The 22,842-nt window shown below is 72.3% G+C and carries 18 protein-coding genes and 1 pseudogene; 9 read left to right on the top strand and 10 right to left on the bottom strand.

Going from position 1 to position 22,842, the window contains the following annotated elements; genetic code table 11:
- Positions 1 to 6: 6 nt before the first annotated feature.
- From FRAQA3DRAFT_RS16795 to efeU, 5 genes are all read right to left on the bottom strand, one after another.
- Complete coding sequence (locus FRAQA3DRAFT_RS16795) at positions 7 to 480, bottom strand: HIT family protein (RefSeq protein WP_009740238.1); 474 nt, start codon at positions 478 to 480, stop codon at positions 7 to 9.
- Positions 480 to 812, bottom strand: a complete 333-nt coding sequence (locus tag FRAQA3DRAFT_RS16790; protein ID WP_009740237.1) for a helix-turn-helix transcriptional regulator — start codon at positions 810 to 812, stop codon at positions 480 to 482. Before FRAQA3DRAFT_RS16790 ends, FRAQA3DRAFT_RS16795 begins: the two co-directional genes overlap by 1 nt.
- Positions 813 to 1,052: 240 nt before the next feature.
- Complete coding sequence (gene efeB, locus FRAQA3DRAFT_RS16785; protein WP_009740236.1) at positions 1,053 to 2,309, bottom strand: iron uptake transporter deferrochelatase/peroxidase subunit; 1,257 nt, start codon at positions 2,307 to 2,309, stop codon at positions 1,053 to 1,055.
- Positions 2,310 to 2,461: 152 nt separating this feature from the next.
- The gene (gene efeO, locus FRAQA3DRAFT_RS16780; RefSeq protein WP_198286919.1) at positions 2,462 to 3,580 is read right to left on the bottom strand and encodes an iron uptake system protein EfeO; all 1,119 of its coding nucleotides are present in this window, start codon (positions 3,578 to 3,580) and stop codon (positions 2,462 to 2,464) included.
- 151 nt (positions 3,581 to 3,731) lie between these two features.
- The gene (efeU, locus tag FRAQA3DRAFT_RS16775; RefSeq protein ID WP_009740234.1) at positions 3,732 to 4,622 is read right to left on the bottom strand and encodes an iron uptake transporter permease EfeU; all 891 of its coding nucleotides are present in this window, start codon (positions 4,620 to 4,622) and stop codon (positions 3,732 to 3,734) included.
- Positions 4,623 to 5,821: 1,199 nt separating this feature from the next.
- Between efeU and FRAQA3DRAFT_RS16770 the strand changes: the two genes are divergently transcribed.
- Positions 5,822 to 6,454 carry an NUDIX hydrolase gene (locus FRAQA3DRAFT_RS16770; RefSeq protein WP_157467435.1) on the top strand — a complete coding sequence of 211 codons (633 nt, stop codon included), beginning with the start codon at positions 5,822 to 5,824 and terminating at the stop codon, positions 6,452 to 6,454.
- A gap of 121 nt (positions 6,455 to 6,575) precedes the next feature.
- Here FRAQA3DRAFT_RS16770 and mtnC read toward each other — a convergent pair whose 3' ends face one another.
- Together mtnC and FRAQA3DRAFT_RS16760 are read right to left on the bottom strand one after the other, a co-directional pair.
- Positions 6,576 to 7,286, bottom strand: a complete 711-nt coding sequence (mtnC, locus tag FRAQA3DRAFT_RS16765; protein ID WP_009740232.1) for an acireductone synthase — start codon at positions 7,284 to 7,286, stop codon at positions 6,576 to 6,578.
- Positions 7,283 to 7,903 carry an acireductone dioxygenase gene (locus tag FRAQA3DRAFT_RS16760; RefSeq protein WP_009740231.1) on the bottom strand — a complete coding sequence of 207 codons (621 nt, stop codon included), beginning with the start codon at positions 7,901 to 7,903 and terminating at the stop codon, positions 7,283 to 7,285. Before FRAQA3DRAFT_RS16760 ends, mtnC begins: the two co-directional genes overlap by 4 nt.
- A 121-nt stretch (positions 7,904 to 8,024) precedes the next feature.
- On the opposite strand from FRAQA3DRAFT_RS16760, the gene mtnA reads away from it, so the two are divergent.
- Positions 8,025 to 9,053 carry an S-methyl-5-thioribose-1-phosphate isomerase gene (mtnA, locus tag FRAQA3DRAFT_RS16755; RefSeq protein WP_009740230.1) on the top strand — a complete coding sequence of 343 codons (1,029 nt, stop codon included), beginning with the start codon at positions 8,025 to 8,027 and terminating at the stop codon, positions 9,051 to 9,053.
- Here the strand turns inward: mtnA and mtnB are convergent.
- Positions 9,004 to 9,765 carry a methylthioribulose 1-phosphate dehydratase gene (gene mtnB, locus FRAQA3DRAFT_RS16750; RefSeq protein ID WP_009740229.1) on the bottom strand — a complete coding sequence of 254 codons (762 nt, stop codon included), beginning with the start codon at positions 9,763 to 9,765 and terminating at the stop codon, positions 9,004 to 9,006. The genes mtnA and mtnB overlap by 50 nt on opposite strands.
- Positions 9,766 to 9,925: 160 nt before the next feature.
- Here mtnB and FRAQA3DRAFT_RS16745 point away from each other — a divergent pair, with 160 nt between their 5' ends.
- A complete protein-coding gene (locus FRAQA3DRAFT_RS16745) occupies positions 9,926 to 10,702 on the top strand; it encodes an aquaporin (protein ID WP_009740228.1) in 777 nt (258 codons plus the stop codon).
- Positions 10,703 to 10,822: 120 nt separating this feature from the next.
- On the opposite strand, the pseudogene FRAQA3DRAFT_RS38790 reads toward FRAQA3DRAFT_RS16745, so the two are convergent.
- Positions 10,823 to 11,527: pseudogene (locus FRAQA3DRAFT_RS38790) on the bottom strand (aminotransferase class I/II-fold pyridoxal phosphate-dependent enzyme); the annotation flags it as partial.
- A 371-nt stretch (positions 11,528 to 11,898) separates the two neighbouring features.
- On the opposite strand from FRAQA3DRAFT_RS38790, the gene FRAQA3DRAFT_RS16735 reads away from it, so the two are divergent.
- The 5 genes from FRAQA3DRAFT_RS16735 (at position 11,899) to FRAQA3DRAFT_RS16715 (ending at position 18,577) form a co-directional block, all read left to right on the top strand.
- A complete protein-coding gene (locus FRAQA3DRAFT_RS16735) occupies positions 11,899 to 12,738 on the top strand; it encodes a nitrilase-related carbon-nitrogen hydrolase (protein WP_009740227.1) in 840 nt (279 codons plus the stop codon).
- Positions 12,739 to 12,767: 29 nt separating this feature from the next.
- The gene (gene hydA, locus FRAQA3DRAFT_RS16730) at positions 12,768 to 14,234 is read left to right on the top strand and encodes a dihydropyrimidinase (RefSeq protein ID WP_009740226.1); all 1,467 of its coding nucleotides are present in this window, start codon (positions 12,768 to 12,770) and stop codon (positions 14,232 to 14,234) included.
- A gap of 21 nt (positions 14,235 to 14,255) precedes the next feature.
- Positions 14,256 to 15,746: a CoA-acylating methylmalonate-semialdehyde dehydrogenase gene (locus tag FRAQA3DRAFT_RS16725; RefSeq protein WP_009740225.1), complete on the top strand. Its 1,491-nt coding sequence runs from the start codon at positions 14,256 to 14,258 to the stop codon at positions 15,744 to 15,746.
- Between the two features lie 4 nt (positions 15,747 to 15,750).
- Positions 15,751 to 16,848 (top strand): TIGR03842 family LLM class F420-dependent oxidoreductase, encoded by a 1,098-nt coding sequence (locus FRAQA3DRAFT_RS16720; RefSeq protein WP_009740224.1) that lies wholly within the window; start codon positions 15,751 to 15,753, stop codon positions 16,846 to 16,848.
- A 361-nt stretch (positions 16,849 to 17,209) separates the two neighbouring features.
- Complete coding sequence (locus FRAQA3DRAFT_RS16715; protein ID WP_009740223.1) at positions 17,210 to 18,577, top strand: aspartate aminotransferase family protein; 1,368 nt, start codon at positions 17,210 to 17,212, stop codon at positions 18,575 to 18,577.
- 200 nt (positions 18,578 to 18,777) lie between these two features.
- Here FRAQA3DRAFT_RS16715 and FRAQA3DRAFT_RS16710 read toward each other — a convergent pair whose 3' ends face one another.
- Positions 18,778 to 21,066, bottom strand: coding sequence for an MMPL family transporter (locus FRAQA3DRAFT_RS16710; protein WP_009740222.1), 2,289 nt, complete (start codon positions 21,064 to 21,066; stop codon positions 18,778 to 18,780).
- A 160-nt stretch (positions 21,067 to 21,226) separates the two neighbouring features.
- On the opposite strand from FRAQA3DRAFT_RS16710, the gene FRAQA3DRAFT_RS16705 reads away from it, so the two are divergent.
- The gene (locus FRAQA3DRAFT_RS16705; RefSeq protein WP_009740221.1) at positions 21,227 to 22,216 is read left to right on the top strand and encodes a TetR/AcrR family transcriptional regulator; all 990 of its coding nucleotides are present in this window, start codon (positions 21,227 to 21,229) and stop codon (positions 22,214 to 22,216) included.
- The last annotated feature ends 626 nt before the right edge of the window (positions 22,217 to 22,842 follow it).

Raw genomic sequence — 22,842 nt, 5'->3', positions numbered from 1 at the left:
CGGACGTCAGGGCGCGGCGCCGAGGGCCGCGGCGAGCCTGGTCGCGAGGTCGTCCATCGCCGCCGGCGGCACCCAGTCGGCCTCCGGGCGGCGCAGGAACGTGAAGACGTCCGGGCCCTGGGCCGCGGCGGGCAGATCCGCGGCCCGCGGCACGACGTGGACGTGCAGATGCTCGAACCCGGCGGCCTCCGAGAACGCCGCCACGTAGGTCTTCGCGCAGCCGGTCACCTCGACGAGGGCTCGGCTCAGCCGCCAGCTCAGCACGCCGAGCTCGGCGGCCTCGGCCTCGGTGAGCTCCGCGGGGGAGGTGACGTGCCGGCGGCTCACCAGGACCAGCCACCCCGGCAGGGCCGTGCGGATCGCGTGCGCGGCCCGCCACCCCGCCCCGATCAGCACCCGCTCCCGCGGCGGCAACCCGGCCAGCGCCGCGTTACCCGCACACGAAAAACAGTCCCGCCCTTCGCTGGCCCAGATAGCCATCAGGCGATATTGAGCTGGATGTTGCCGACGCGGGCGACGAGGTCGAGGTGCCCACCGAGACCGGTGATGTACGCGCGCAGCACCTCCAGTCCGGTGGCGGTGCCGTTCTCGAGCTGGCTGATTCCGGCCTGGGTCGGTCCGGTGGCCTCGGCGAGTTGCGCCTGGGTGATGCCGAGCTGCCCGCGGATTTCGGCGAGTTGCGCGCCACTGACGGATGCGAGCCTCCGCCCACGCACGGCCGCGCGACGTGCCGAGCGGCCATCGCTGTCCCACTCGGGATCGGTTGCTCGGGCGCGAGCTTTGACGCCACGCCAGTTCGACGGGGTGGTCATGATCCCTCCTGCTCCTTCAACATCGTCAGATGCTCACCGAATTATTCGTCCGCGAGCGGAATTGCGAAGCGGTACCAGGCGTGCCAAATGCCTGACTTGTCCCCGGCGACAAATGCTATTGCTTCCCTATGAACCGGGCTTGTAGTCGGCATCCAGGCGAGGCGAGTTCCCTTACGGCACCCGCGCAGCGGGCCCGACCTTCGCGACGGGTACTGGCGTGACAGGCGGCGACGGTGGGCGTCAGGTGGTGAACAGGGTGCTGGCCCAGAAGTCCTTGGGGTCGCGGACGCCGGGCGGGATCGCGAACACGGCGCTGCTGGTGTGGACGATGTACTCGTTGAGCGCGTCCGACGCGGCGAGCCGGCGCTGGATCGGGAGGAACCCGGTGCGGGGGTCGCGCTGGAAGGCGATGAAGAACAGGCCCGCGTCGAGCTGCCCGGTCTCCTGGTTGACGCCGTCGGTGTAGGAGTAGCCGCGGCGCAGGATCGTCGCGCCGCCGTTGCTCGACGCGGCGGCGAGCCGGATGTGGGCGTCCGCGGCGACGACCGGTTCGCCGTCGGCCCCCTTGGCGCTCAGCGGGACCGGGTCGAACTCCTTGGCCGCGCCCAGCGGCGCGCCGCTCGTCTTCGTCCGCCCGATGACCTGCTCCTGGTCCAGCAGGAAGTCGCGGTCCCAGGATTCCAGCAGCATGCGGATGCGGCGGGTGACGACGTAGGTGCCGCCGCGCATCCACGCCTGGTCGCCGTCCGCGCCGACCCAGACGTGCCTGTCCAGCGACGCGGTGTCCTCACGCTTGATGTTGTTCGTGCCGTCCTTGAAGCCCATCAGGTTCCGTGGTGTGTCCTGGCTGTCGCTGGTCGTGCTGGTCCGGCCGAAGCCGAGCTGGAACCAGCGCAGCACGGCGGTGCCCTGGGCGAGCCGGCGCAGGTTGCGCACCGCGTGGAAGGCGACCTGCGGGTCGTCGGCGCACGCCTGGACGCACAGGTCGCCGCGGCTGCGCAGCGGGTCGAGGTTGTCGCCGGGCAGCGGCGGGATGTCGGCGAGCGCCGCGGGCTTGCGCCCGGCCAGCCCGAAGCGTCCGTCGAACAGGCTCGGCCCGACCCCGAAGGTGATGGTCAGGTTGCCGGCGGTCAGCCCGATCGCCTCGCCGGTGTCCCGCGGCGGCGAGTGCGGCGCGGCTTCGTCGTCGGCGACGGCCTGCCCGGCGGCCATCCGGGCGGCGGCGGCGGTCCACCCGGCGAGCAGCTCGCGTAGCTGATCCCGGCTCACCCCGGCGGAGACGTCGAAGGCGGCGAACGCGAGCCGGTCCTGGGCGTCGGTGATGATCCCGGCCTGCTGTGCGCCGTGGAACGGCACGACGCCCCGCGGCGCCGCGGCGGTCGAGGTCGACGAGTCGTCCGAGCAGCCCGCGGCGGTGGCCGCGACCACGCCCGCCCCGGCGAGGCCAGCGGCGCCGAACAGCGCCCGCCGGCGCGACAACGCGATCCGGTCGGCCATGAAGATGCCCCTTCTCCCGTGGGTCAGAGGGTTCTCCCATGGGCCGGGGTCCGGGCGACCGCCCGACCCCCGGCCCTCTGACCTGGTCCTTCGCGATGTGCGGCCGACCGCGCACCGCCCTGTACCGCGGCCCGGCTCCCGCCGGAGCCGAACTAGCTGACGACGATGCCCGCGACCTGGGACAGCGGCTCGGCCAGCGCGTCGACCGTCTGGGACAGGCCGCGGCGCTGGTCCTGCGTCACCTTGTCGTAGGTGACGTAACCGGTGCCCTCCTTGTACGGGTCCAGCGCCTTGTACATCGCGGTGAAGCGGGTGCGCACGGTGGTGGCGAGCTTCGGGTCGAGCGACTTCAGCGCCGGCTCCAGCAGCGTGAACGCCTTGTCCGCGCCCTCGACGTTGCCCTGGATGTCGACGAGGTCGAGCTTGCTGTACCGCTCCTCCTCGCCGGTGATCTTCGTCTTGCCGACCTCGTCGAGCAGCTCGGTGGCGCCGTTGGCGATCTGCGCCGGCTGGAAGGTCGCCTTCGCCACGAGCGTGTTGAGCCTGCCGACGTCGGTGTTGAGCTTGTCGGCGAGCGGGCCGGTGCCCGCCAGCGAGCGGTCGGCGAAGATGGCCTTCTCCAGCCGGTGGAAGCCGGTCCAGCTTGCCTCGTCGGGCGCGTCGTCGATGCGCGAGTCGATCGCGGGGTCGAGGTCCCCGAACGACTCGGCGACGGGCTCGATGCGCTCGTAGGCCAGGCGCGGCGCGGCGTAGAGCTTGGCCGCCTGGTCGAGGTCGCCGGCCTTGACCGCGGTCACGAACGCCCCGGTCGTGGTGACCAGGTCCGTGACCTGCTGGCGGACATAGGCGGCGTAGCCGGTGGTCGCGGTGTTGAGCGCCGCGGTCACCTCGGCGCTGCGGGTCGCGGCGGCGGTCGCGCCGGCGGCCTGGGTGACGGTGAAGTCGACCTTCTCCGTGTCCGCGCCGGGGCAGTACAGCTGGTACTTGCCGGCCTTCACATTCAGCGAGAACGTCCCGGACAGGCCGGGGGTGAGGTTCTCCTTCTCGCCGAGGATGGTGTCGCCGTCGATCAGCTCGGCCTCGGTGACGGCGCCCGCGTCCTTGTTGACCACCTTGAACGTGGTCGGGCCCGACGGGATCGTCGACACGTCCGGCGAACACCCCTTCGGGGTGATCGTGACGGTGACCGTTCGCTTCTCCCCGGCGGCGCCCGACCCGCCGGAGCCGCCCGAGTCACTTCCCCCGCAGGCGACGGCGCCCGTCGCGATCACAACGGCGATGGCGCTATACGCGACAGGTGCGCGGCGCACGTGTGCCCCCACTCTGTTTCTGAATCAGTGAAATGGATACTTACGGTGACTGGCCCCTCGCGGCGGCTGGTCCCTCGCGGCGGCAGGGGCCGGGCTGGCGGCCTGGGGGCGGTCACTGGGCCGCGGGTGCCGGGTCGGTGGCCGGTACTCCCTCGGTGCTGCGCTCCGCGGTGGTCGTGGGCCGGGGCCCGGCCGGCGGGCGACGGCGGGCCGGCCAGGCGACGTAGGCGGCCAGCGGTACCAGGTACACCAGCCAGGCCACGACCTCGGCGACCACGGGCCGAGGCTGCAACCCCAGCACCCCGGTCAGCACGCTCGCCAGCGGTGTACCCGGGCGGACCAGCCACGACAGGTCGAACGTCCGCTGCTGGCCGGAGTTGAGCCAGCCCGCCTCGTGGGCCGTGTGCGCCGCGGTCGCCAGCAGGCCGGCCGCGATCAGGACGAGGACGAAGCCCGTGACGCGGAAGAAGCGCGACAGGTTGATGTGCACGCCGCCGCGGTAGATGCCGAAGCCGACCGCCGCGGCCACCAGCACACCGAGCAGCGCGCCACCGCCGGCCGACCCCGGCGAGGTGCTCGCGTTGAACGCGGCGATGAGGAACACGGCCGTCTCGAACCCCTCGCGCAGCACGGCCAGAAAGGCCATGAGCACCAGCGCCCGGGTCGAGCCGGTCTCCAGCGCCGACGCCGTGGCCGACTCCAACGATCCCCGCAGGTCCCGGGAGTGGCGGCGCATCCAGACCACCATGTATGTCACCATGGCCACCGCGATGAGTCCGATGACCGTCTCGAGCCCCTCCTGCTCCCGCTGGGGCAGCTCCCGGTCCACGAGGTGCAGCGCGATGCCGATGCCGAGGCAGAGCAGCAGCGCGAGCGAGACGCCGAGCCACACCTGGCGCAGGGCGTCCCGGCGGTCCCGCTGCCGGAGGAAGGCCGCGACGATGCCGACGATCAGGGACGCCTCAAGGCCCTCCCGAAGGCCGATCACAAACGTGGGAAGCAAACCCTGCCTCCGTCTCTCCTCGCCGCGGTTTCCGGCATGCGCATGTGCGATCCGTCACCTGTGGTTAGCCTAAGCTAAGTTAGGGCAACCTAATGGTGTTGGCAAGAGAACCGTGACGGCCGTGGCGGGCCGGGGCGTCGTGGCCGGCGTGCGGACCCGACGCGCCCGCCACCTGCCCGAACGATGGTCGCGCCCCGCTGGGGTGCCGCCGGCCCGCCGCCATTCGCGCTCCCGTGGGGCTACGCGAAGCCGTTGGTCCACTGTTCGCATGAGGCGGTCACCAATGGTGCGCGGATGAATCGTCACGGTGGTTTTCCGGAGTCCTTTCCGGCTCCGTGGTCGCTCGGGCGGACGGGTCCTGTGCGGTAGCCGGCACGATGATTTCGTGCCCGAGTAACTTCACCAAACCGCTCGAAATATGCTTGAATTGGGGCGGATCGGTGGAGATGACGGGAATCACATCGCCCGGCGGCTGGCGGCGCGGGGGTGGGGCCGGCCGGCACCCGCGGGTGGTCGCGGCGCGGGTCTCCGTGGTGGTCGTGCGGTCACTGTCGCGTCGGCCGGCGGCCGGGGTGAGGTCGGCGGACGGGCGGGAGGGGCCTGGGCGCCGCCGCGGCCCAGCTTCGGATGTACATCCGCATCCACGGATCGAAGCTCGGTAAAAAACCGCATCTGCGTCACGATCGAGCAATAAAGTCCGCTTATGAGGTTCGATGATTTTCATTTCGGGGCGGCACGGGAGGGCCTCCGGCCGAGTCCACCGTTCACCGCGGTCCGGTCGGAAGGCGAGCTCTTTCCGCATCGTCGACAGTGCCCGCCTTAGTCGGCGCACCAGCTCGTCCCGGATGCTCGCCGACGCCGCAGATGTCAACGAAATGAACGCGCGGTCTCGTCGATTATGCTCGCCTGGAAGTTCATCCTTGCGGCGCGTGGTCTTCCACGAGGTCGCCGGGAATCACTGGCGAGGACGGCCATTTCGTGGTCGGGTATCGGTGATGCGGCTGCGCAGGCGGTCCGCTTCGTGGCTGCCGGCCTGATCGTCAGTCCTGTGCCAGATGAGGACGGACATGAATGAAGATCGTGAGAGTTCCAGGATGACGGACGGAAGCGGATCCCATAACGGAGCGCATTTCGCCGGACGCGAACAGCGTTCGCCGGGGGGGCCGGCGGACTATCCGGTGGACGGTGGAGTGCCCACCGTGACCCGATCGGCCTCCGGTGGTCAGATCCCGCCGATGGCGCAGCCCTATGTAGCCGCCGGCGCCCTCTTCTTCGACGACGACGACCGGGTCATGCTCGTCGAACCGTCCTACAAGCCCGGGTGGGACATTCCGGGAGGTTTTGTCGAGCCCGGTGAATCTCCGTACTCCGCGTGCGTGCGCGAGGTGGAGGAGGAACTCGGCATCACCCCGCCGATCGGCGAGCTCCTCGCGGTCGACTGGGCCCCGCGCCCCAAGGACGGCTGGCTGGAGGGGGAGATGCTGCTGTTCGTCTTCGACGGCGGCCTGCTGCCCGCCTCTTGGCGCGAGCGCATCCGGCTCGACATGGACGAGCTCGTCAACTTCGCCTTCGTCCCGGTGGACGAGGTCGACCGGCTGCTCCCGCCGTTGCACGCCCGCCGCGTCGCCGCGGCCGCCCGCCTGCGGCGAACCCCGCGCCGGGCCGGCTACCTGGAGTACGGCGACCAGATTCCCGTCCAGCCCACGGCCCGCAGGGCAACCGGGCGGGGCGCGATCCGCCGCCCTCCCGGCCCGGCGCCCGGACCCGACCTCGCCGACTGGCCGCCCGATCTCGGCGCGCTGTCCGCCAATGCCCGCGAAAGCCGTGGCTGAGCGAACCGTGGGCTGAGCCGCGGCCCGAGCGGGTCGCGGCTGGTTGGGTCTTGGCTGGTTGGGCCGCGGCTGGGTGGGCCGCGGCTGGGCGGGTCGCGGCCGAACCGGTCGCGGGGCCCGCTCAGGCAGCGTCGATCACCATCTCGGCGAACGACGCGACGCACCGATGGCCGCCGGCGCTGCCGTGCGGCTCGCCGGGCCGCAGGACGGCGACGGTCGAGAACCCGGCGGCCGCCGCGGCGTCGAGTTCGGCGGACACGTCGGACAGGAACACCCCCCGTCGCGGGGGGACGGCGAGCTCGGTGGCGATCCGGCGGTAGGCGGCCGGGTCGCGTTTGGGGCCGGCGCTGTCGATGTCGAAGTAACCGTCGAACAGGCTGGTCAGATCACCCTCGGGGGCCGCGGCGAACCAGGCCCGCTGGGCCCGGGCCGAGCCCGACGAGAACACCGCCAGCCGGACCCCCGCCGCGCGCCAGCGCCGCAAGGCGGGGGCGACGTCGCCGAACAGCTGGCCGGTCAGGTCCCCGGCGGCGAAACCCGCCGCCCAGATCAGGCCCTGCAGCGCCTTCAGCGGCGCCACCTTGCGGTCGTCGTCGCTCCACTGCGCGAGCGTGTCGACGACCCGCTCCACCGGCGCGTCGGCGTCGCCGAGCAACGACCGCACCTCGCCGACGATCCGCCGCACCTCGGCGTCGTCGCCGTGCTCGCGGACCCACGACCCCAGCCGCGCCCGGGCGTACGGGAACAGGGTGCCCAGCACCGCGGCGGTGGCGCTGGTCGTCCCCTCGATGTCGAGCAGGGCGAGCTCGGCGGTCAGGCGCGGCGCGCTCACGAGGCCGCGGCCGCCTTCCCCGCCCTCGGCTGGGCGGCGCTCGCGGCCCGCCGGGCGAGGGCGTCGAAATCCGGAATCCGGGTGGCGATGTCGCTGCCGGTGAAGGCGCCGACCCAGCCGTCCTCGGCGCGGAAGAACCGGACCGCGGCGAAATCAGGATCGACGCCCATGTCGAACCAGTGGGTCGTCCCCTTCGGCACGCTGATCAGGTCGCCGGCCTCGCAGCGCACCGCCTGCACCCGCTCGTCGACGTGCAGGTAGAACACACCGCTGCCGGCCGCGAAGAACCGAATCTCGTCGTCGTCGTGGGTGTGCTCGGCGAGAAAACGCTCCCGCGCGGCGGCCGCGACCTCGCGCCAGTTCGCCGCCCCCGTCGGATGCAGGGCGGCGACGTCGACGAGGACGAATCCCTCCGCGGCGGTCAACGCGTCAATGCGCGAGCGGTAGGCGGCGAGAATTTCCTCGGCTCCGGTGCCGGCCGGCAGCCCGGGCGCGAGCGGCCACCGCTCGAAACGCACGGAAATTCCGGCCAATACCGCCGCGATCCGCGCCGGATCGGTGGTTTCCTCGAGAAGGCGCGGCCGGGTATCGGCCGTCCACGTCGTGAGATACGTCATCGCCTCCCAATGTTCCGCCGGGCCGGGATGCGGGTCAAGGCCGGTGTGCCGGTGGTGCCGGGTGGGTGCATCCCGGCCGTTTCGCCGTGCGCGCCGCGCGGGTATCGGTTACGGTCCGATCATGGTGGATGCCGGTGAGCCCGAGCCGCGGCCGCTGGTCTGGACCGGCACCTCGCTGCGCCTGCTCGACCAGACCGCGTTGCCCGAGGCGCTGGTCCACCTGGAGGTAAACGACCCGGACGAGCTGGTCGCCGCGATCCGCCGGCTGGCCGTGCGCGGGGCGCCCGCACTCGGGGTCGCCGGGGCGTTCGGCGTCGCGCTCGCGCTGCGCAGCGCCGAGCGGGACGGCTGGGAACCCGGGCAGCTCGACGCGGCGCTGCGCCGCCTGAGGGCCGCCCGGCCGACCGCGCTGGCGCTCGCCNCCGGCGTCGACGCGGCCGTCCGGCGGATCCACGACGGCCTGCCGGCCGTGCTGGCGGTGGCCGAGCGGCTGGCCGCCGAGGACGAGGCCGCCAATCGTGCGATCGGCCGGCACGGTGCCGACGGCGTGCTCGCCCGGACCACCCGGCGCCCCCTGCGGGTGTTGACGCACTGCAACACCGGCTCGCTCGCCACGGCCGGCTGGGGGACCGCGCTCGGCATCATCCGCGAGCTGCACGCCCGCGGCGCGGTCGAGGTCGTCCACGTCGACGAGACGCGGCCGCTGCTGCAGGGCAGCCGGCTGACCGCCTGGGAGCTCGCCCGGGCCGGCATCGACTGCCGGATCCAGGCCGACGGCGCCGCCGCGGGGGCGATCCTGCGCGGTCTCGTCGACGTCGCGCTGGTCGGCGCCGACCGGATCGCCGCCAACGGCGACGTCGCGAACAAGGTCGGCACGGTCGGGATCGCGCTGGCCTGCGCCTACGCGGACATCCCGTTCGTCGTCGCCGCATCGCGCTCGACGATCGACCCGGGCACCCCGTCGGGGGCGGACATCCCGATCGAGGAGCGCGACGGCGCGGAGGTGCTCGCGCTGGCCGGCCGGGCGACCGCCCCGCCGGGCGTCCGCGGCTTCAATCCCGCGTTCGACGTCACCCCCGCCCACCTGGTCAGCCTCCTCGTCACCGAGGACGGCGCCAGGCCCGGCGGGTCGATCCCCGCCGTCGACTGACCGCCTGCCCGGCGGTGCGCACGGCCCACTCGCACAGCCACTCCACGGCCTCGGCCCGGTGCCGGGCGGCGAGCAGGTCGGCGCCCCAGACGTACATCCCGTGCCGGGCGACGAGGACCGCGGGCGTCGCCGGTTCCCACGCCGCGCTCACCCGCCCGGCGAGCACGGCCATGTCCTGACTGTTCGCGACGACCGGCAGCCGGACCGGATCCCCGTCGGCTGCGCGACCCAGCGCCTTGAGCATCTCGTGGTCGCGCAGGGTCAACCCGGCCGGAAACCGGTCGGCGGCCAGCACCGAGGCGACCGTGTGCAGGTGGACGACCGCCCCGGCCCCGGTCAGCCCGATCAGCCGGGCATGCAGGACGGCCTCCGCCGACGGCCGCCGCGTCGGCACCCGCCCCGTCGGCGCCCCGGCGCCGTCCAGCTCGACGACGTCGGCCGCGGTGAGGGTGCCCTTGTCCAGGCCGCTCGCGGTGACGAGGATCCGCACGGGATCCGTCCCGACGACCACCGAGAGGTTGCCGGAGGTCGCCCGCATCCAGCCGAGCCGCGCGTAGCGCGCCGCCTCCCCGGCGAGCGCCGCGCCCGGTTCGAGCCCGACGCCGACGCCGACGCCGACGCCGCCGCCGCCGTCGCCGTCGCCGTCGCCGCCGTTGTCGTCGCCGTCGTCCCTGCCGCTGTCGTCGCCGGGCGCAGCCGGTGCCGTGGCCATGGCGCGAGTATGGGCGCGCGTCGGGCCCGTCGCGGCACATCCGGCCCGTCCACCGATGGCTGGCACATGATCATCTGGCGGGGTTGGGGACCCTGTGAAACCATTCGTGTGCATGGGGTAACTAGATGGATGTGTTCACCGGCTGCGGAGGGGGTGCCGCGTGCGCAGGTACCTGGTCGAAGGTCTCGGAACGTTCGTGCTGGTCCTCGGCGGGGTGGGGACGGCCGTGCTGGCGGGCGACTCCGTGGGCATGCTCGGGGTCGCGCTGGCGTTCGGGCTGTCGCTGCTCGTGCTGGTGTACGTGATCGGGCCGGTCTCCGGCTGCCACGTGAATCCGGCCGTGACCCTCGGGCTGCTGCTGTGCCGGAAGATCGAGCCGAGGCACGCGCTCGGCTACGCCGCGGCGCAGTGCGTGGGCGCGATCGTCGCCGCAGGCACGGTCTGGCTGCTCGCCGACGCGGGGCCGTTCGGGTACTCGCCCGGCCTACAGGGGCTCGGCGCCAACGGCTACGGCGTGCACTCGCCGGGCGGCTACGGCCTCGGCGGCGTCTTCCTCGTCGAGATCCTGCTCACCGCGCTGCTGGTGTTCACGGTGCTCGGCGCCACCGACGTCAGGGCGCCGTTCGGCTTTGCGGGTCTCGCGATCGGGCTGGTCCTCGTCCTGTGCAACCTGATCAGCATGCCGCTGGACGGCACCTCGGTGAACCCGGCCCGCTCGCTGGGCCCGGCCGTCTTCGTCGGGGGCTGGGCGCTCGGACAGCTCTGGCTGTTCATCCTGGCGCCGGCGATCGGTGCCGCCCTCGCCGCGGCCGTCTACCTCGGCCTGCGCCCGGGACCGCGGGTCGGCGCCTCCACCGCCGAAGCCGAGCTGCCACAGGAGTCGCTGAGCCGGATCGCCCGGGAGACCGCCCGGCTCATCCGCGGCGGCGTGGAGTAGATCCGCGCAGGGCGTCGCGCCGAGGCGGCCCCGCCGACGGCGGCCGGCGCAGGTCCGCGGGCCGTGGCTCTTGGAGAAGCTGCGGATGTGCACGCAGGACGCCGGCAGGTGGCGGCCGAGGCTCACCGGCGCCGCGAGGGTCACGTCGCCGGCGTGGTCGTCCTCGATCACGGTCACTCCGGTGCCGGCGAGCAGCTCGGCGAGTTCGCGGGCGCGGCGCTCGGTCATGCTCACCTCGGTCGGGTTCTGCGCCCGCGGCTGCAGGTACAGCGCGACCGGGCGGGTGGCCAGCGCCTCGCGCAGCGCGTCGGGGCGCACCCCGTCGGCGTCCGAGGCCAGCGCGACGACCTCCGCGCCGACCAGTTCCAGCAGGTCGAGCAGCGGCGGGAAGCAGGGATTCTCCACCAGCACCCGGCTGCCGTAGCCGACCGGCGAGCCGGCGACCCGGTCGAGGGCATCCATGGCCCCGTCGACCACCGTGATCGCCTCGGGGGAGAACGGCCAGCGGGCCCGTAGCGCCTTCTCCAGGCCGAGCAGCACAGGGTCGTCGAGATAGCTGGTGGTCAGGTTGCCGCGAGCGATCCGGGCGAGGTCGGGCAGCAGCGCCGGGTCGGGCGTGCCGGTGGAGTAGTCCCGCCCGATCCGTCCGGGACTGCGGGTGCCCCGCCGGTAGCGCCGCGCCCCGCCGACGGTGGGCGCGGCGCTCTCCAGCACGAAGGTCCCGGCCCGCCCGCGCGGCACGATGACCCCCGCGCGTGCCAGGGTGCGCCAGGCCTGGCTCACCGTGGTCGGGCTCGTCCCGAGGATCGCGGCCAGCTCCCGCACGGTGGGCAGCCGGGCCCCCCGGGCGGACTGCCGGCGGAGACCAGCCGGCTCACCGCCCCGGCGATGCCCTGCGCGCAGCGGTCGTCCACCGCGGCGGCGATCAGTTCGAGTATGGCGTTCGTCCCCCGCCTGCAAAAAATGGTAACAACAGGACGATTGTTCGGGTTGAAGCGTGGCAGTAGTCCGCGGTCACGCAAAACTGATCCTCCGGCGTGCGCGGACCGGCGATGGGGTACGGCGAACAACGCCGGACCGACCCGCGACGGTGCGCGGAAGCGGCCCCCGGCAAATCTGGCACAGCAGATTTCCACGACAGATCGTCAGTGAACGCGTGGCGGGCCAGGTGGTCAGGAGACAGGGGTGGTGCAGGCATGTCCAGGGTGATTCGAGCCGCTCTCGTCCAGGCCTGCTGGACCGGCGACAAGGAAACGATGATCAAGGCGCACGAGGGGTACGCCCGATCCGCCGCCGCCGACGGGGCGAAGGTGATCTGTTTCCAGGAGCTCTTCTACGGCCCGTACTTCTGCCAGGTGCAGGACCCCGCCTACTACGCCTACGCCGAGTCGATCCCCGGGCCGACGACCGAGCGTTTCCAGGCATTGGCCGCCGAGCTCGGCCTGGTCATGGTGCTGCCGATGTACGAGCAGGAGCAGCCCGGCGTGCTGTACAACACCGCGGCCGTCCTCGACGCCGACGGCAGCTTTCTCGGCAAGTACCGCAAGACCCACCTCCCGCACGTAACCGGGTTCTGGGAGAAGTTCTACTTCCGGCCCGGAAACCTGGGATTCCCGGTCTTCGACACCGCGATCGGGCGGGTCGGCGTCTACATCTGCTACGACCGGCATTTCCCCGAGGGCTGGCGGGCGCTCGGCCTGAACGGCGCCGAGATCGTCTTTAATCCGTCGGCGACGTCCCGCGGCCTGTCCAACTATCTGTGGAAACTGGAGCAGCCGGCCGCGGCGGTCGCCAACGAGTACTTCATCGGCGCCATCAACCGGGTCGGGATCGAGGATCTCGGCGACGACGACTTCTACGGCACGTCCTACTTCGTCGACCCCGAGGGCACCTTCGTCGACGGCACCGGCGACGCGCACGAGCCCGAGCTGATGGTCCGCGACCTCGACCTGGACCTGCTGGCCGAGGTGCGCACCCGCTGGGCCTTCTACCGGGACCGCCGCCCGGACGCCTACGGCGACCTCACCGCCCCCTGACCCCGCCCGCCGCAAGGAGGAGCTGACCCATGAGGACGCTCATCACGGGTGGAACGCTGGTCGGACCGCTCGGCGCGGCCCCGACGGACGTGCTCGTCGACGGCGAGACGGTGGCCGCTCTGCTCGCCCCGCCGGCCGCGCTCGACCCGTCCGCCCGGGGTGCGGCCGGCGGCGGGGCGGTGACGGGCGGCGCGGGCCGCCCGGCGGTCGACGCCGACCGGGTCATCGACGCCACCGGCAAGTACCTCATCCCGGGCGGGGTCGACGTGCACACCCACATGGAGCTGCCCTTCGGTGGCACCGCGGCCAGCGACACCTTCGCCACCGGCTCGGCCGCCGCAGCCTGGGGCGGCACGACCACGATCGTCGACTTCGCCGTGCAGCGCACCGGCGAGGTCGTCGAGGAGGGCCTGGCCGCCTGGCACGCCAAGGCCGAGGGGCAGTGCGCGATCGACTACGGCTTCCACATGATCATGGGTGGGGTCGACGAGGCCGCGCTCAAGGCGATGGACTCCCTCGTCGCCCACGAGGGCGTCACCAGCTTCAAACTGTTCATGGCCTACCCCGGCGTGTTCTACAGCGACGACGGCCAGATCCTGCGGGCGATGCAGCGCGCCGCCGACTCCGGCGCCACGATCATGATGCACGCGGAGAACGGCCTGGCCATCGACGTCCTCGTCGCCCAGGCGCTGGCCCGCGGCGACACCGACCCGATCCACCACGGCCTGACCAGGCCGCCGGCGCTGGAGGGCGAGGCCACCCACCGGGCGTCCGTGCTCGCCCAGGTCGCCGGCAACCCGCCGCTGTACTTCGTGCACCTGTCCGCCTCCGAGGCCCTCGGGGTGGTCAGCGCCGCCCGCGCCGCCGGGCGCAACGTGTTCGCCGAGACCTGCCCGCAGTATCTGTACCTGAGCCTGGAGGAGCACCTGGGCGCCCCCGGCTTCGAGGGCGCCAAGTACGTCGCCTCCCCGCCGCTGCGCACGAACACCGCCCCGCACGCCGACGACCTCTGGCGAGGGCTGCGCACCGACGATCTCGCCGTCGTCTCCACCGACCACTGCCCGTTCTGCTTCGCCGAGCAGAAGGAGCTCGGCCGGGGCGACTTCTCGAAGATCCCGAACGGGATCGGGACCGTCGAGCACCGCCTCGACCTGATCTACCAGGGCGTCGTCACCGGGAAGATCTCGCTGCAGCGGTGGGTCGAGACCTGCGCGACCACCCCGGCGCGGATGTTCGGTCTCTACCCGCGCAAGGGCGTCATCGCCCCCGGCTCGGACGCGGACATCGTCGTCTACGACCCGAACGCGACGACGACGATCGGCGCCGCCACCCACCACATGAACCTCGACCACTCGGCCTGGGAGGGCTTCGAGATCGCCGGGAAGGTCGACACGGTGCTCTCCCGCGGGTCCGTCGTCGTCTCCGGCGGGCAGTTCACGGGCCGTGCCGGTCACGGCCGCTACGTGCGCCGCGGCCTGTCCCAGTACCTGCGTTGACACGGAAGAGGAGGTGCGGCGATGCGGACCATTGGGCATCTGATCGGCGGGGTGGAGGGGGCTGACCCCGCCGGCCGCTACGCGCCGGTGTGGAACCCGGCGACCGGGGAGCAGCAGGCCCGGGTCGCGCTCGCCTGTTCGGACGAGGTGCGCGCCGCGGTCGCCGCCGCCCGCGCCGCGGCCCCGGGCTGGCGGGCGACACCGCTCGGCCGCCGCGCCGAGGTGATGTTCCGCTTCCGCGACCTGCTCGACGCCGGCCGCAAGGAGGTCGCCCGGCTGCTGACCGCCGAGCACGGCAAGACCCTCGACGACGCGCTCGGCGAGATAGCCCGCGGCCTGGAGAACGTCGAGTTCGCCTGCGGCGCCCCGCACCTGCTGCGCGGCGGCTACTCGGAGCAGGTCTCCGCCGGCGTCGACGTCCACGAGGTGCGCCAGCCGCTCGGTGTCGTCGCCGGCATCACCCCGTTCAACTTCCCGGCGATGGTGCCGCTGTGGATGCTCGCGAACGCGCTGGTCTGCGGCAACGCGTTCGTGCTCAAGCCCAGCGAGCGCGACCCGTCGCCGGCGCTGTTCCTCGCCGAGCTGCTGGGGCGCGCCGGGCTGCCGGACGGCGTGCTGAACGTGGTGCAGGGCGACAAGGAGGCCGTCGACGCCCTGCTCGACCATCCCGACATCGCCGCGGTGAGCTTCGTCGGCTCCACCCCGATCGCCCGCTACGTCTACGAACGCGCCACCGCGGCCGGCAAGCGGGTGCAGGCCCTCGGCGGGGCGAAGAACCACCTGGTCGTCCTGCCCGACGCCGAGATCGCCGCGGCGGCGGACGCCGCGGTCTCCGCCGCCTACGGCTCGGCCGGCGAGCGCTGCATGGCGGTGTCGGTGGTCGTGGCGGTCGGGGAGGTCGCCGACCCGCTGGTCGAGGCGATCGGCGCGCGGATCCGCGGCATCCGGGTGGGACCCGGCTACGACGAGGCCAGCGAGATGGGACCGCTGATCACCGCGGTGCACCGGGACCGGGTCGCCGGCTACCTCGACACCGCCACCGCCCAGGGGGCGAGCATCGTCGTCGACGGCCGCACCGATCCCGCGACCAGCGGCCCCGGTTTCTTCCTCGGCGCGAGCCTCGTCGACCACGTGCGGCCGACCAGCGCCGTCTACACCGACGAGATCTTCGGCCCGGTGCTCGCCGTCGTGCGGGTCGCCACCTACGACGAGGCGCTGCGGCTGATCGAGGACAACCCGTACGGCAACGGTGCGGCGATCTTCACCCGCGACGGCGGGGCCGCCCGGCGGTTCACCGCCGAGGTCGAGGCGGGGATGGTCGGCGTCAACGTGCCGATCCCGGTGCCGGTGGCCTACTACAGCTTCGGCGGCTGGAAGGGTTCGCTGTTCGGCGACCTGCACATGTACGGCCCGGACGGGATCCGCTTCTACACCCGGACCAAGGTCGTCACCTCCCGCTGGCCCGACCCGGCGACGAGCTCGGTCGACCTCGGCTTCCCCCGGACGAGGTGACGCGGTGGACGTCGGAGTGGTGCTGCAGACGAACCCGCCCGCCTCCCGGGTGGTCGATCTCGCCCGGCAGGCGGAGAACCTGGGCTTCAGCCATGTCTGGACCTTCGACTCCCACCTGCTGTGGGAGGAGCCGTTCGTCATCTACAGCCAGATCCTCGCCGCGACCCGCAAGGTGCTGGTCGGGCCGATGGTGACCAACCCGGCGACCCGCGACTGGACGGTCACGGCGTCGCTGTTCGCCACCCTCAACGAGATGTTCGGCAACCGGACGATCTGCGGAATCGGCCGGGGCGACTCGGCCGTGCGGGTCCTCAACGGCAAACCCACGTCCCTGGCCACCCTGCGAGAGTGCATCGGGGTCGTGCGCGAGCTCGCGAACGGGCGCAGCGCGCAGGTCGCCGGCAGCACCGTGCGCTTCCCCTGGGGCGCGGCGAGCCGGCTCGACATCTGGATCGCCGCCTACGGGCCGAAGGCGCTGGCGCTGACCGGGGAGATCGGCGACGGGTTCATCCTCCAGCTCGCCGACCCGGACATCGCCGCCTGGACCATCCGGGCGGTGCGCCGCGCCGCCGAGCGGGCCGGCCGGGACCCGGCGGCGGTGAAGTTCTGCGTCGCCGCCCCCGCCTACGTCGGCGCCGCGGACCCGCTGTCGCTGGCCCACCAGCGCGACCAGTGCCGATGGTTCGGCGGGATGGTCGGCAACCACGTCGCCGACCTCGTCGCCCGCTACGGCGCGGACGGCTCCGTGCCGACCGCGCTGACCAGCTACATCGCCGGGCGCACGGGCTACGACTACAACGAGCACGGCAGGGCCGGCAACGCCCACACCACGTTCGTCCCCGACGAGATCGTCGACCGGTTCTGCCTGCTCGGCCCGCCCGAGGCCCACATCGAGCGGCTGACGCGGCTCGCCGAGCTCGGCGTCGACCAGTTCGCCGTCTACCTGCAGCATGACGCCAAACTCGCGACCCTCGAGGCGTACGGCGAGACGGTGATCCCCGCCGTCGCCGGGATGGCGCGCGCCACCAGCGCCGGCACCCAGCCCGCCGCCCCGGTCGCCCCGGCGACCTCGGCGCCGTCGGCGACGCCCCCCAGTCGATGAGCTACAACGAGTACGCCCAGGTACTGGAGCCGAAGAACCCGAAGACCGGCGAGCTGTACAAACCGTCGGACTGCAAAGCCGCTGACCGTCACCCTGAACCTCGGCGGCGGCTGACCCGTCCTACCCGCTGACCCGGCACACCGTCTCAGCCGTCACACCGTCTCAGCCGTCACACCGTCACACCGTCTCAGCCGTCACACCGACGGCGCCCTCGCGCCCGGCGCCGGTGAGATCCGATGGTCCGTGGCGCCGCCGCGCGCCCGCCGGCCTGACCGCGGGTCGGCGGGCGCGCGGCGCGTCCGCCCGGACCGGGCGGTCCCACCCGCGGGACGCCGACGACGAGGAGAGGACCCGACCCCCCATGACGACCACCTCCGACACCCCCGGCGTCGCCGGCCGCAGCGAGGCGTACCTCGACGATCGTCGGCACGTGTTCCACTCCTGGTCGGCCCAGGCGTCCCTCGATCCGGTGGTCGTGGCCGGCGCCGAGGGGAGCTGGTTCTGGGACGAGTCCGGCCGGCGCTACCTGGACTTCTCCTCGCAGCTCGTCAACGCCAACATCGGCCACCAGCACCCGGCGGTGGTCGAGGCGATCGCCGCCCAGGCCCGCTCGCTGACGACCATCGCGCCGTTCCACGCCCACGAGGTGCGCTCCCGCGCCGCGCGGCTCATCGCCGAGCGCGCGCCGGGCGACCTCGACCGCGTCCTGTTCACCAACGGCGGGGCCGAGGCCACCGAGAACGCGGTGCGCATCGCCCGGCTCGCCACCGGCCGCCACAAGATCCTCGCCGCCTACCGCTCGTACCACGGCGCGACCGGCGGCTCGATCATCCTGACGGGGGAGCCGCGGCGCTGGCCCAGCGAGCCGGGGATCCCCGGGGTGGTGCACTTCTTCGGGCCCTACCCGTACCGCTCGCCGTTCCACGCCGCCGACGCCGAGCAGGAGTCCAGCCGCGCGCTCGCCCACCTCGCGGAGGTGATCGCGCTGGAGGGTCCGGCGGCGATCGCGGCGATCATCGTCGAGCCGGTCGTCGGCACGAACGGGATCCTGGTACCGCCGCCGGGGTACCTCGCCGGAGTGCGTGAGCTGTGCGACACCCACGGCATCGTGTTCATCGCCGATGAGGTGATGTCCGGCTTCGGCCGGTGCGGCGAGTGGTTCGCGGTCGACCACTGGGGGGTCGTCCCGGATCTGATCTGCTTCGCCAAGGGCGTGAACTCCGGGTACGTCCCGCTCGGCGGGGTGATCCTCGCCCCGCACCTCGCCGACGCCTTCGCCGAGCGCCCTTACCCGGGTGGGCTGACCTACTCCGGGCACCTGCTGGGCTGTGCCGCCGCCGTCGCCTCGATCGAGGCGTTCGAGACGGAGGGAATCCTCGACCACGTGCGGATGCTCGGCACCGAGGTGATCGGGCCGGAGCTGGCGAAGCTGGCGGCCAACCACCCCTCGGTCGGCGAGGTCCGCGGGCTCGGCGTGTTCTGGGCCCTGGAGCTGGTCCGCGACGGCGCCACCCGCGAGCCGCTCGTGCCGTTCAACGCCGCCGGCCCGGCCGCGGCACCGATGGGTGCGGTCGCCGCGGCCTGCCGCGAGCGCGGCCTGTGGCCGTTCACCCACTTCAACCGGGTGCACGTGGTCCCCCCGTGCACCACCTCCGAGGCGGACGTGCGGACCGGTCTCGCGATCCTCGACGAGGCGCTGGCGATCGCCGACGGCTTCACCGCGGGCTGACCACCCCCGCACCCGACCTCGCTCCCGCACCCGACCTCACTCCCGCACCCGACCTCATCCCCGCACCCGACCGCCACTCCCGCGCCGGCCAGCCCCTGCACGCGCCGGGGCCCCGGCAGGCACGTGCCTGCCGGGGCCCCGGTTCAACCAGTTCGCGCGCCCGGACGCCCCCTGCTCGGGGGGACGGCCCTGGCGGTCGCTCAGTGGGTGGGTTCCCCCGCGCGGGGGCTGTCCTCCTCCCGGGCCGGCTGGCCGGGGACCTGGCGGACGTGGCCGCCGGTGCCGACCGGCTGGCCCGCCGAGGTCACCGCGTCCGGGGGCAGCGGGGTGTGCTGGAGCTCCTCGATGTCCTCGGCGGACTCGACGGAGATCCGCGGCAGGATCCGGTCGAGCCAGGCCGGCACCCACCAGTTCGCCTTGCCGAAGATGTGCATGAGCGCGGGCACGAGCACGGTCCGGATGATGAACGCGTCGATCACGATCGCGCTCGCGAGGCCGAGCCCCATCAGCTTGATCACACGTTCGTCACCGAGGATGAACGAGGCGAAGACCAGGGTCATGATGGCGCCGGCGGCGGAGATGACCCGGCCGGTCTCGGCCTGCCCGAGCGAGACGGCGAGCCGGTTGTCCCGCCGGGCGGTCCACTCCTCGTGCATCCGGCTGACCAGGAACACCTCGTAGTCCATGGACAGGCCGAACAGGATCGCGAACAGGATGACCGGGATGAAGGCCTCGACCGGGCCGCCGGTGATGCTGAACAGCGACGACCCCCAGCCCCACTGGAACACCGCGACGACGACGCCGAAGGCCGCGCCGACGGCGAGCAGGTTCATCACGGACGCGGTCAGTGGCACCAGCAGGCTGCGGAAGACCGCCACCAGCAGCAGGAAGGCGAGCACGACGACGACGCCGATGAACAGCGGCAGCTTGCTCGACAGCGTGCTGGAGAAGTCCTCGAAGATGGCCGTGATGCCGCCGACGTAGATCCCGGTGCCGGACTGGTTGGCCTGTGGGACGACGTCGTCACGCAGCTTGTTCAGCAGCTTCGAGGTGGCCTCGTCCTGTGGGCTGGTAGTCGGGTACAGGGAGGCGATCGCCGCCTGGCCGTTCGGGCTCGGCCGCGGCTCCGACACCGAGGCGACGCCCGGGGTGGCGCGGGCCGCCTTCACCACGGCGTTCAGGTTGGCGGTGTCCTGCGGCGAGTGGATCTCCGCGACGATCGTGAACGGGCCGTTGAAGCCGGGGCCGAAACCGTCGGCGAGCAGGTCGTACCCGCGCTTGGTGGTCTTGGCCGAGTCGCCGTTGCCCAGGTCGGAGGAGCCGAGCCGCAGCGAGAAGAACGGGATCGCGATGACGAGGATCACCACGCCGCTGATGACGGCGAACAGCCGGGGCCGGCGCTCGATGCCCTTGGCCCAGCGCCACCAGAAGCCCGCGGTGTTCTCGTGCTCCGGGCCGTTGTCGGCGAGCTTGCGCCGGTCGCGCTTGTTGAGCACCCGCATGCCGTAGAAGCCCAGCAGGGCGGGCAGCAGCGTGACGGCCGCGGCCATGGTCATCGCGACGGCCACCGCCGCCGAGATCGCCACGCCGTAGAGGAAGCTCACCCCGAGGGCGAACATGCCGAGCAGCGCGATGCAGACCGTGATGCCGGCGAACAGCACGGCGCGGCCCGAGGTGTTCACCGCGGTGACCGCGGCCTCCTCGGGCGACTTGCCGGCCCGCAGGCCGATGCGGTGCCGGTTGACGATGAACAGCGCGTAGTCGATCCCGACGCCGAGGCCGATCAGGGTCGCCAGGATCGGGCTGAACTCGGCGATGGTGATCACGTGGGAGAGCAGGATGATCAGCAGGCTGCCGACGCCGAGCGCGACGATGGCGGTGATCAACGGCAGGGTGACGGCCAGCAGCGAGCCGAAGGCGATGAACAGGATGATCGCCGCGGCGACGATGCCGATGAGCTCGCTGTAGCTCTGCTCCGCCTGCTCGGTGATGGACACGACCTGGCCGGTGGCCTCGACCTGCAGCGTGTTCGAGTCGTAGCCGCGGGCGGTGTCGACGAGCTGCTGGATGTCGTCCTTGGGCAGGTCGATGCCCTGCTGGTCGAAGTCGACCGTGGCGAAGGCGGTGCGCCCGTCGGAGCTGATCTGCGAGGCGCCGCGCGGGCCGTAGGGGCTGCCGACGCCCGAGACGTGCGGGACCTTGCTCAGCTTGTCGAGCATCTCCGTCGCCGGCGCGCGCAGGGCCGGGTCGGTGATGGCGGCGCCGTTCTTGCTGTGCAGCACGATGGTGGCGCTGTCTCCCGAAGCCGCCGGGAAGTCACGCTGCAGCAGGTCGATCGCTTTCTGCGAGTCCGTGCCGGGCAGGGAGAAGGCGTCCTTGTAGTCGCTTCCGGCCGCCTGACTGATCCCCCCGAGGCCAAATAGCGCGGCGATCCACAGGAGCAGTACGAGCCGGCGGTGCCTGAAGCACCATCGGGCGAGCGATGCCACGGTTTCCCCTCGAACGTTGATGATCGGTCGGTGTCGTCACCTGCGACGTCTTGATCGGCAGCGGTTGTTGCCTGCTACCTGGGCACTTACCGGTCGTTTAGTAGGTAGAGTTGAGAGTAACATTCGTCGCGGACTCGATCGGGAGGGGTGCAGGGCTGCCATGGTCGAGTCGACATCACCCGGGTCGGCGAGCGACACCAGGTCACGGATCCTCGCCGCCGCGATGAGCCTCTTTGGAGAGCAAGGGTATGCCGGCACGTCCGTGAGGGACATCTCCGAGCGACTCGGCGTGACGAAAGCGGCACTCTATTATCACTTCTCGTCGAAGGAGACGATCCTCGACGCGCTGTTGGAGCCGTTCGTCTCCGAGCTGGGCCGGCTGGTCGAGCTGGTCCGACAGTCCCCGCCGCCGAGCGCCCAGGTCCTGCTGGAGCGGCTGGTCGACGTCATGGCCGGCCCCGGCGGCGTCCTGCTCGCCTTCGTCAACGATCCCTCGGTGATCCACCGCAAGATCGGCAAGAGCGACATGCTCTCCCTGCAGCAGGCCCTGGTTCGGGCGCTCGCGGGCCCGGCGCCGTCGGACATCCGGCTGCTGCGGGCGCACTGCGCGATCGGCGCGCTGCGCTCGGGAATCCTCGGGATGGCGTTCGAGCGCGCCCAGACCCAGCTCCAGGACCAGGCCCAGACCCAAGCCCAGGAGCAGGCCCAGGACGGGGCGGTTCCCGGTGAGGTGCCGGTCGCGTTCGGTGGGTCCGGCCGGTCCGGTGCATCCGGCCGCGCGGAGCCGCTCTGCTCGGCGGCGCTGCGCACCGTCGCGGCCCGGCTCCCACAGGGGATGCGCCCGCTGGTCTCCGCCGCCGAGCGGCGCGAGATCGTGGCCGCCGCGCTCGCCGCCCTCGATGCCGAGGAAACGGCGCCGTGGTGGCCGGGATCGGCTCGACGCCCGACTGCGGGCGAGGGTGCCCGGCCCGCCGGGGCCACCGGATCGTGCGTGGAATCCGCAACATCCGCGGCGCTGTCCGCGCCGTCGGTTTCTTCCTCATCCGCGCTTCCCGGTGTGCGCGGAGTCGGGATCACCGGGATCGGTGGGCCGAATCCGGCCGGGTATCCACCCGGGGTAGTCCATCCGCTGGATGGATGTGCGGATTGAACCGGGATTCGTTCGGGTGATGGACCGGTTCTGTTGAGTGTCCGATTGGGGTAGTGAGCACCCCCGGCGACCACCGAACGTGCCTACGCCGTCGTACCGGCGACCACTGCTGGACCTCCCACGATGCATCATCGGGGCCTGTGTGTCGGATGTCACCGTGGCGGGTGATATCCACGCCCGGTGGTCCGTCCATTAGGTTCGGAGAAATGCCGCTTTCGATCACGTTTGTCGAAGGCGGTAGGGTGGTCGTCGTGTGGAGGATGGATCAGTGCTCGGACGATGCCCCACCAGCCTGTCCGGTGTACGTCGCGGACTGGCCCGACCTGGCGCGGGAACGATCCACAGCTGAACCTGGGCGCCGATCGGGCGGCTCCGGTGGCGATCGGGTCGGAGTGACGGCAGGGTACTGACGGCGGAGGTGACGGGCCTGCGCCCATCGGTTGTGATGTCGTGGTGACAGTCCTGCCGCGAGTCGTCGCCGGGTAATTTCGGCGTAGGCAATGCGGTGGGAAATCACCCCAATACCCGGCCGGCCGCGTGAAGCGGTTCGCACCGTCCCAGGAGAAGATCCCGAATCCATCGTACGACCGTCAAATCGGACCGCACCCGCGGTCACGATAGCGGGG

Source organism: Frankia sp. QA3 (assembly GCF_000262465.1).
In the GTDB taxonomy this organism is placed as follows: Bacteria; Actinomycetota; Actinomycetes; order Frankiales; family Frankiaceae; genus Frankia.
The sequence above is the reverse complement of the archived record's forward strand: the minus strand, read 5'-3'. Positions and strand labels throughout refer to the sequence as shown.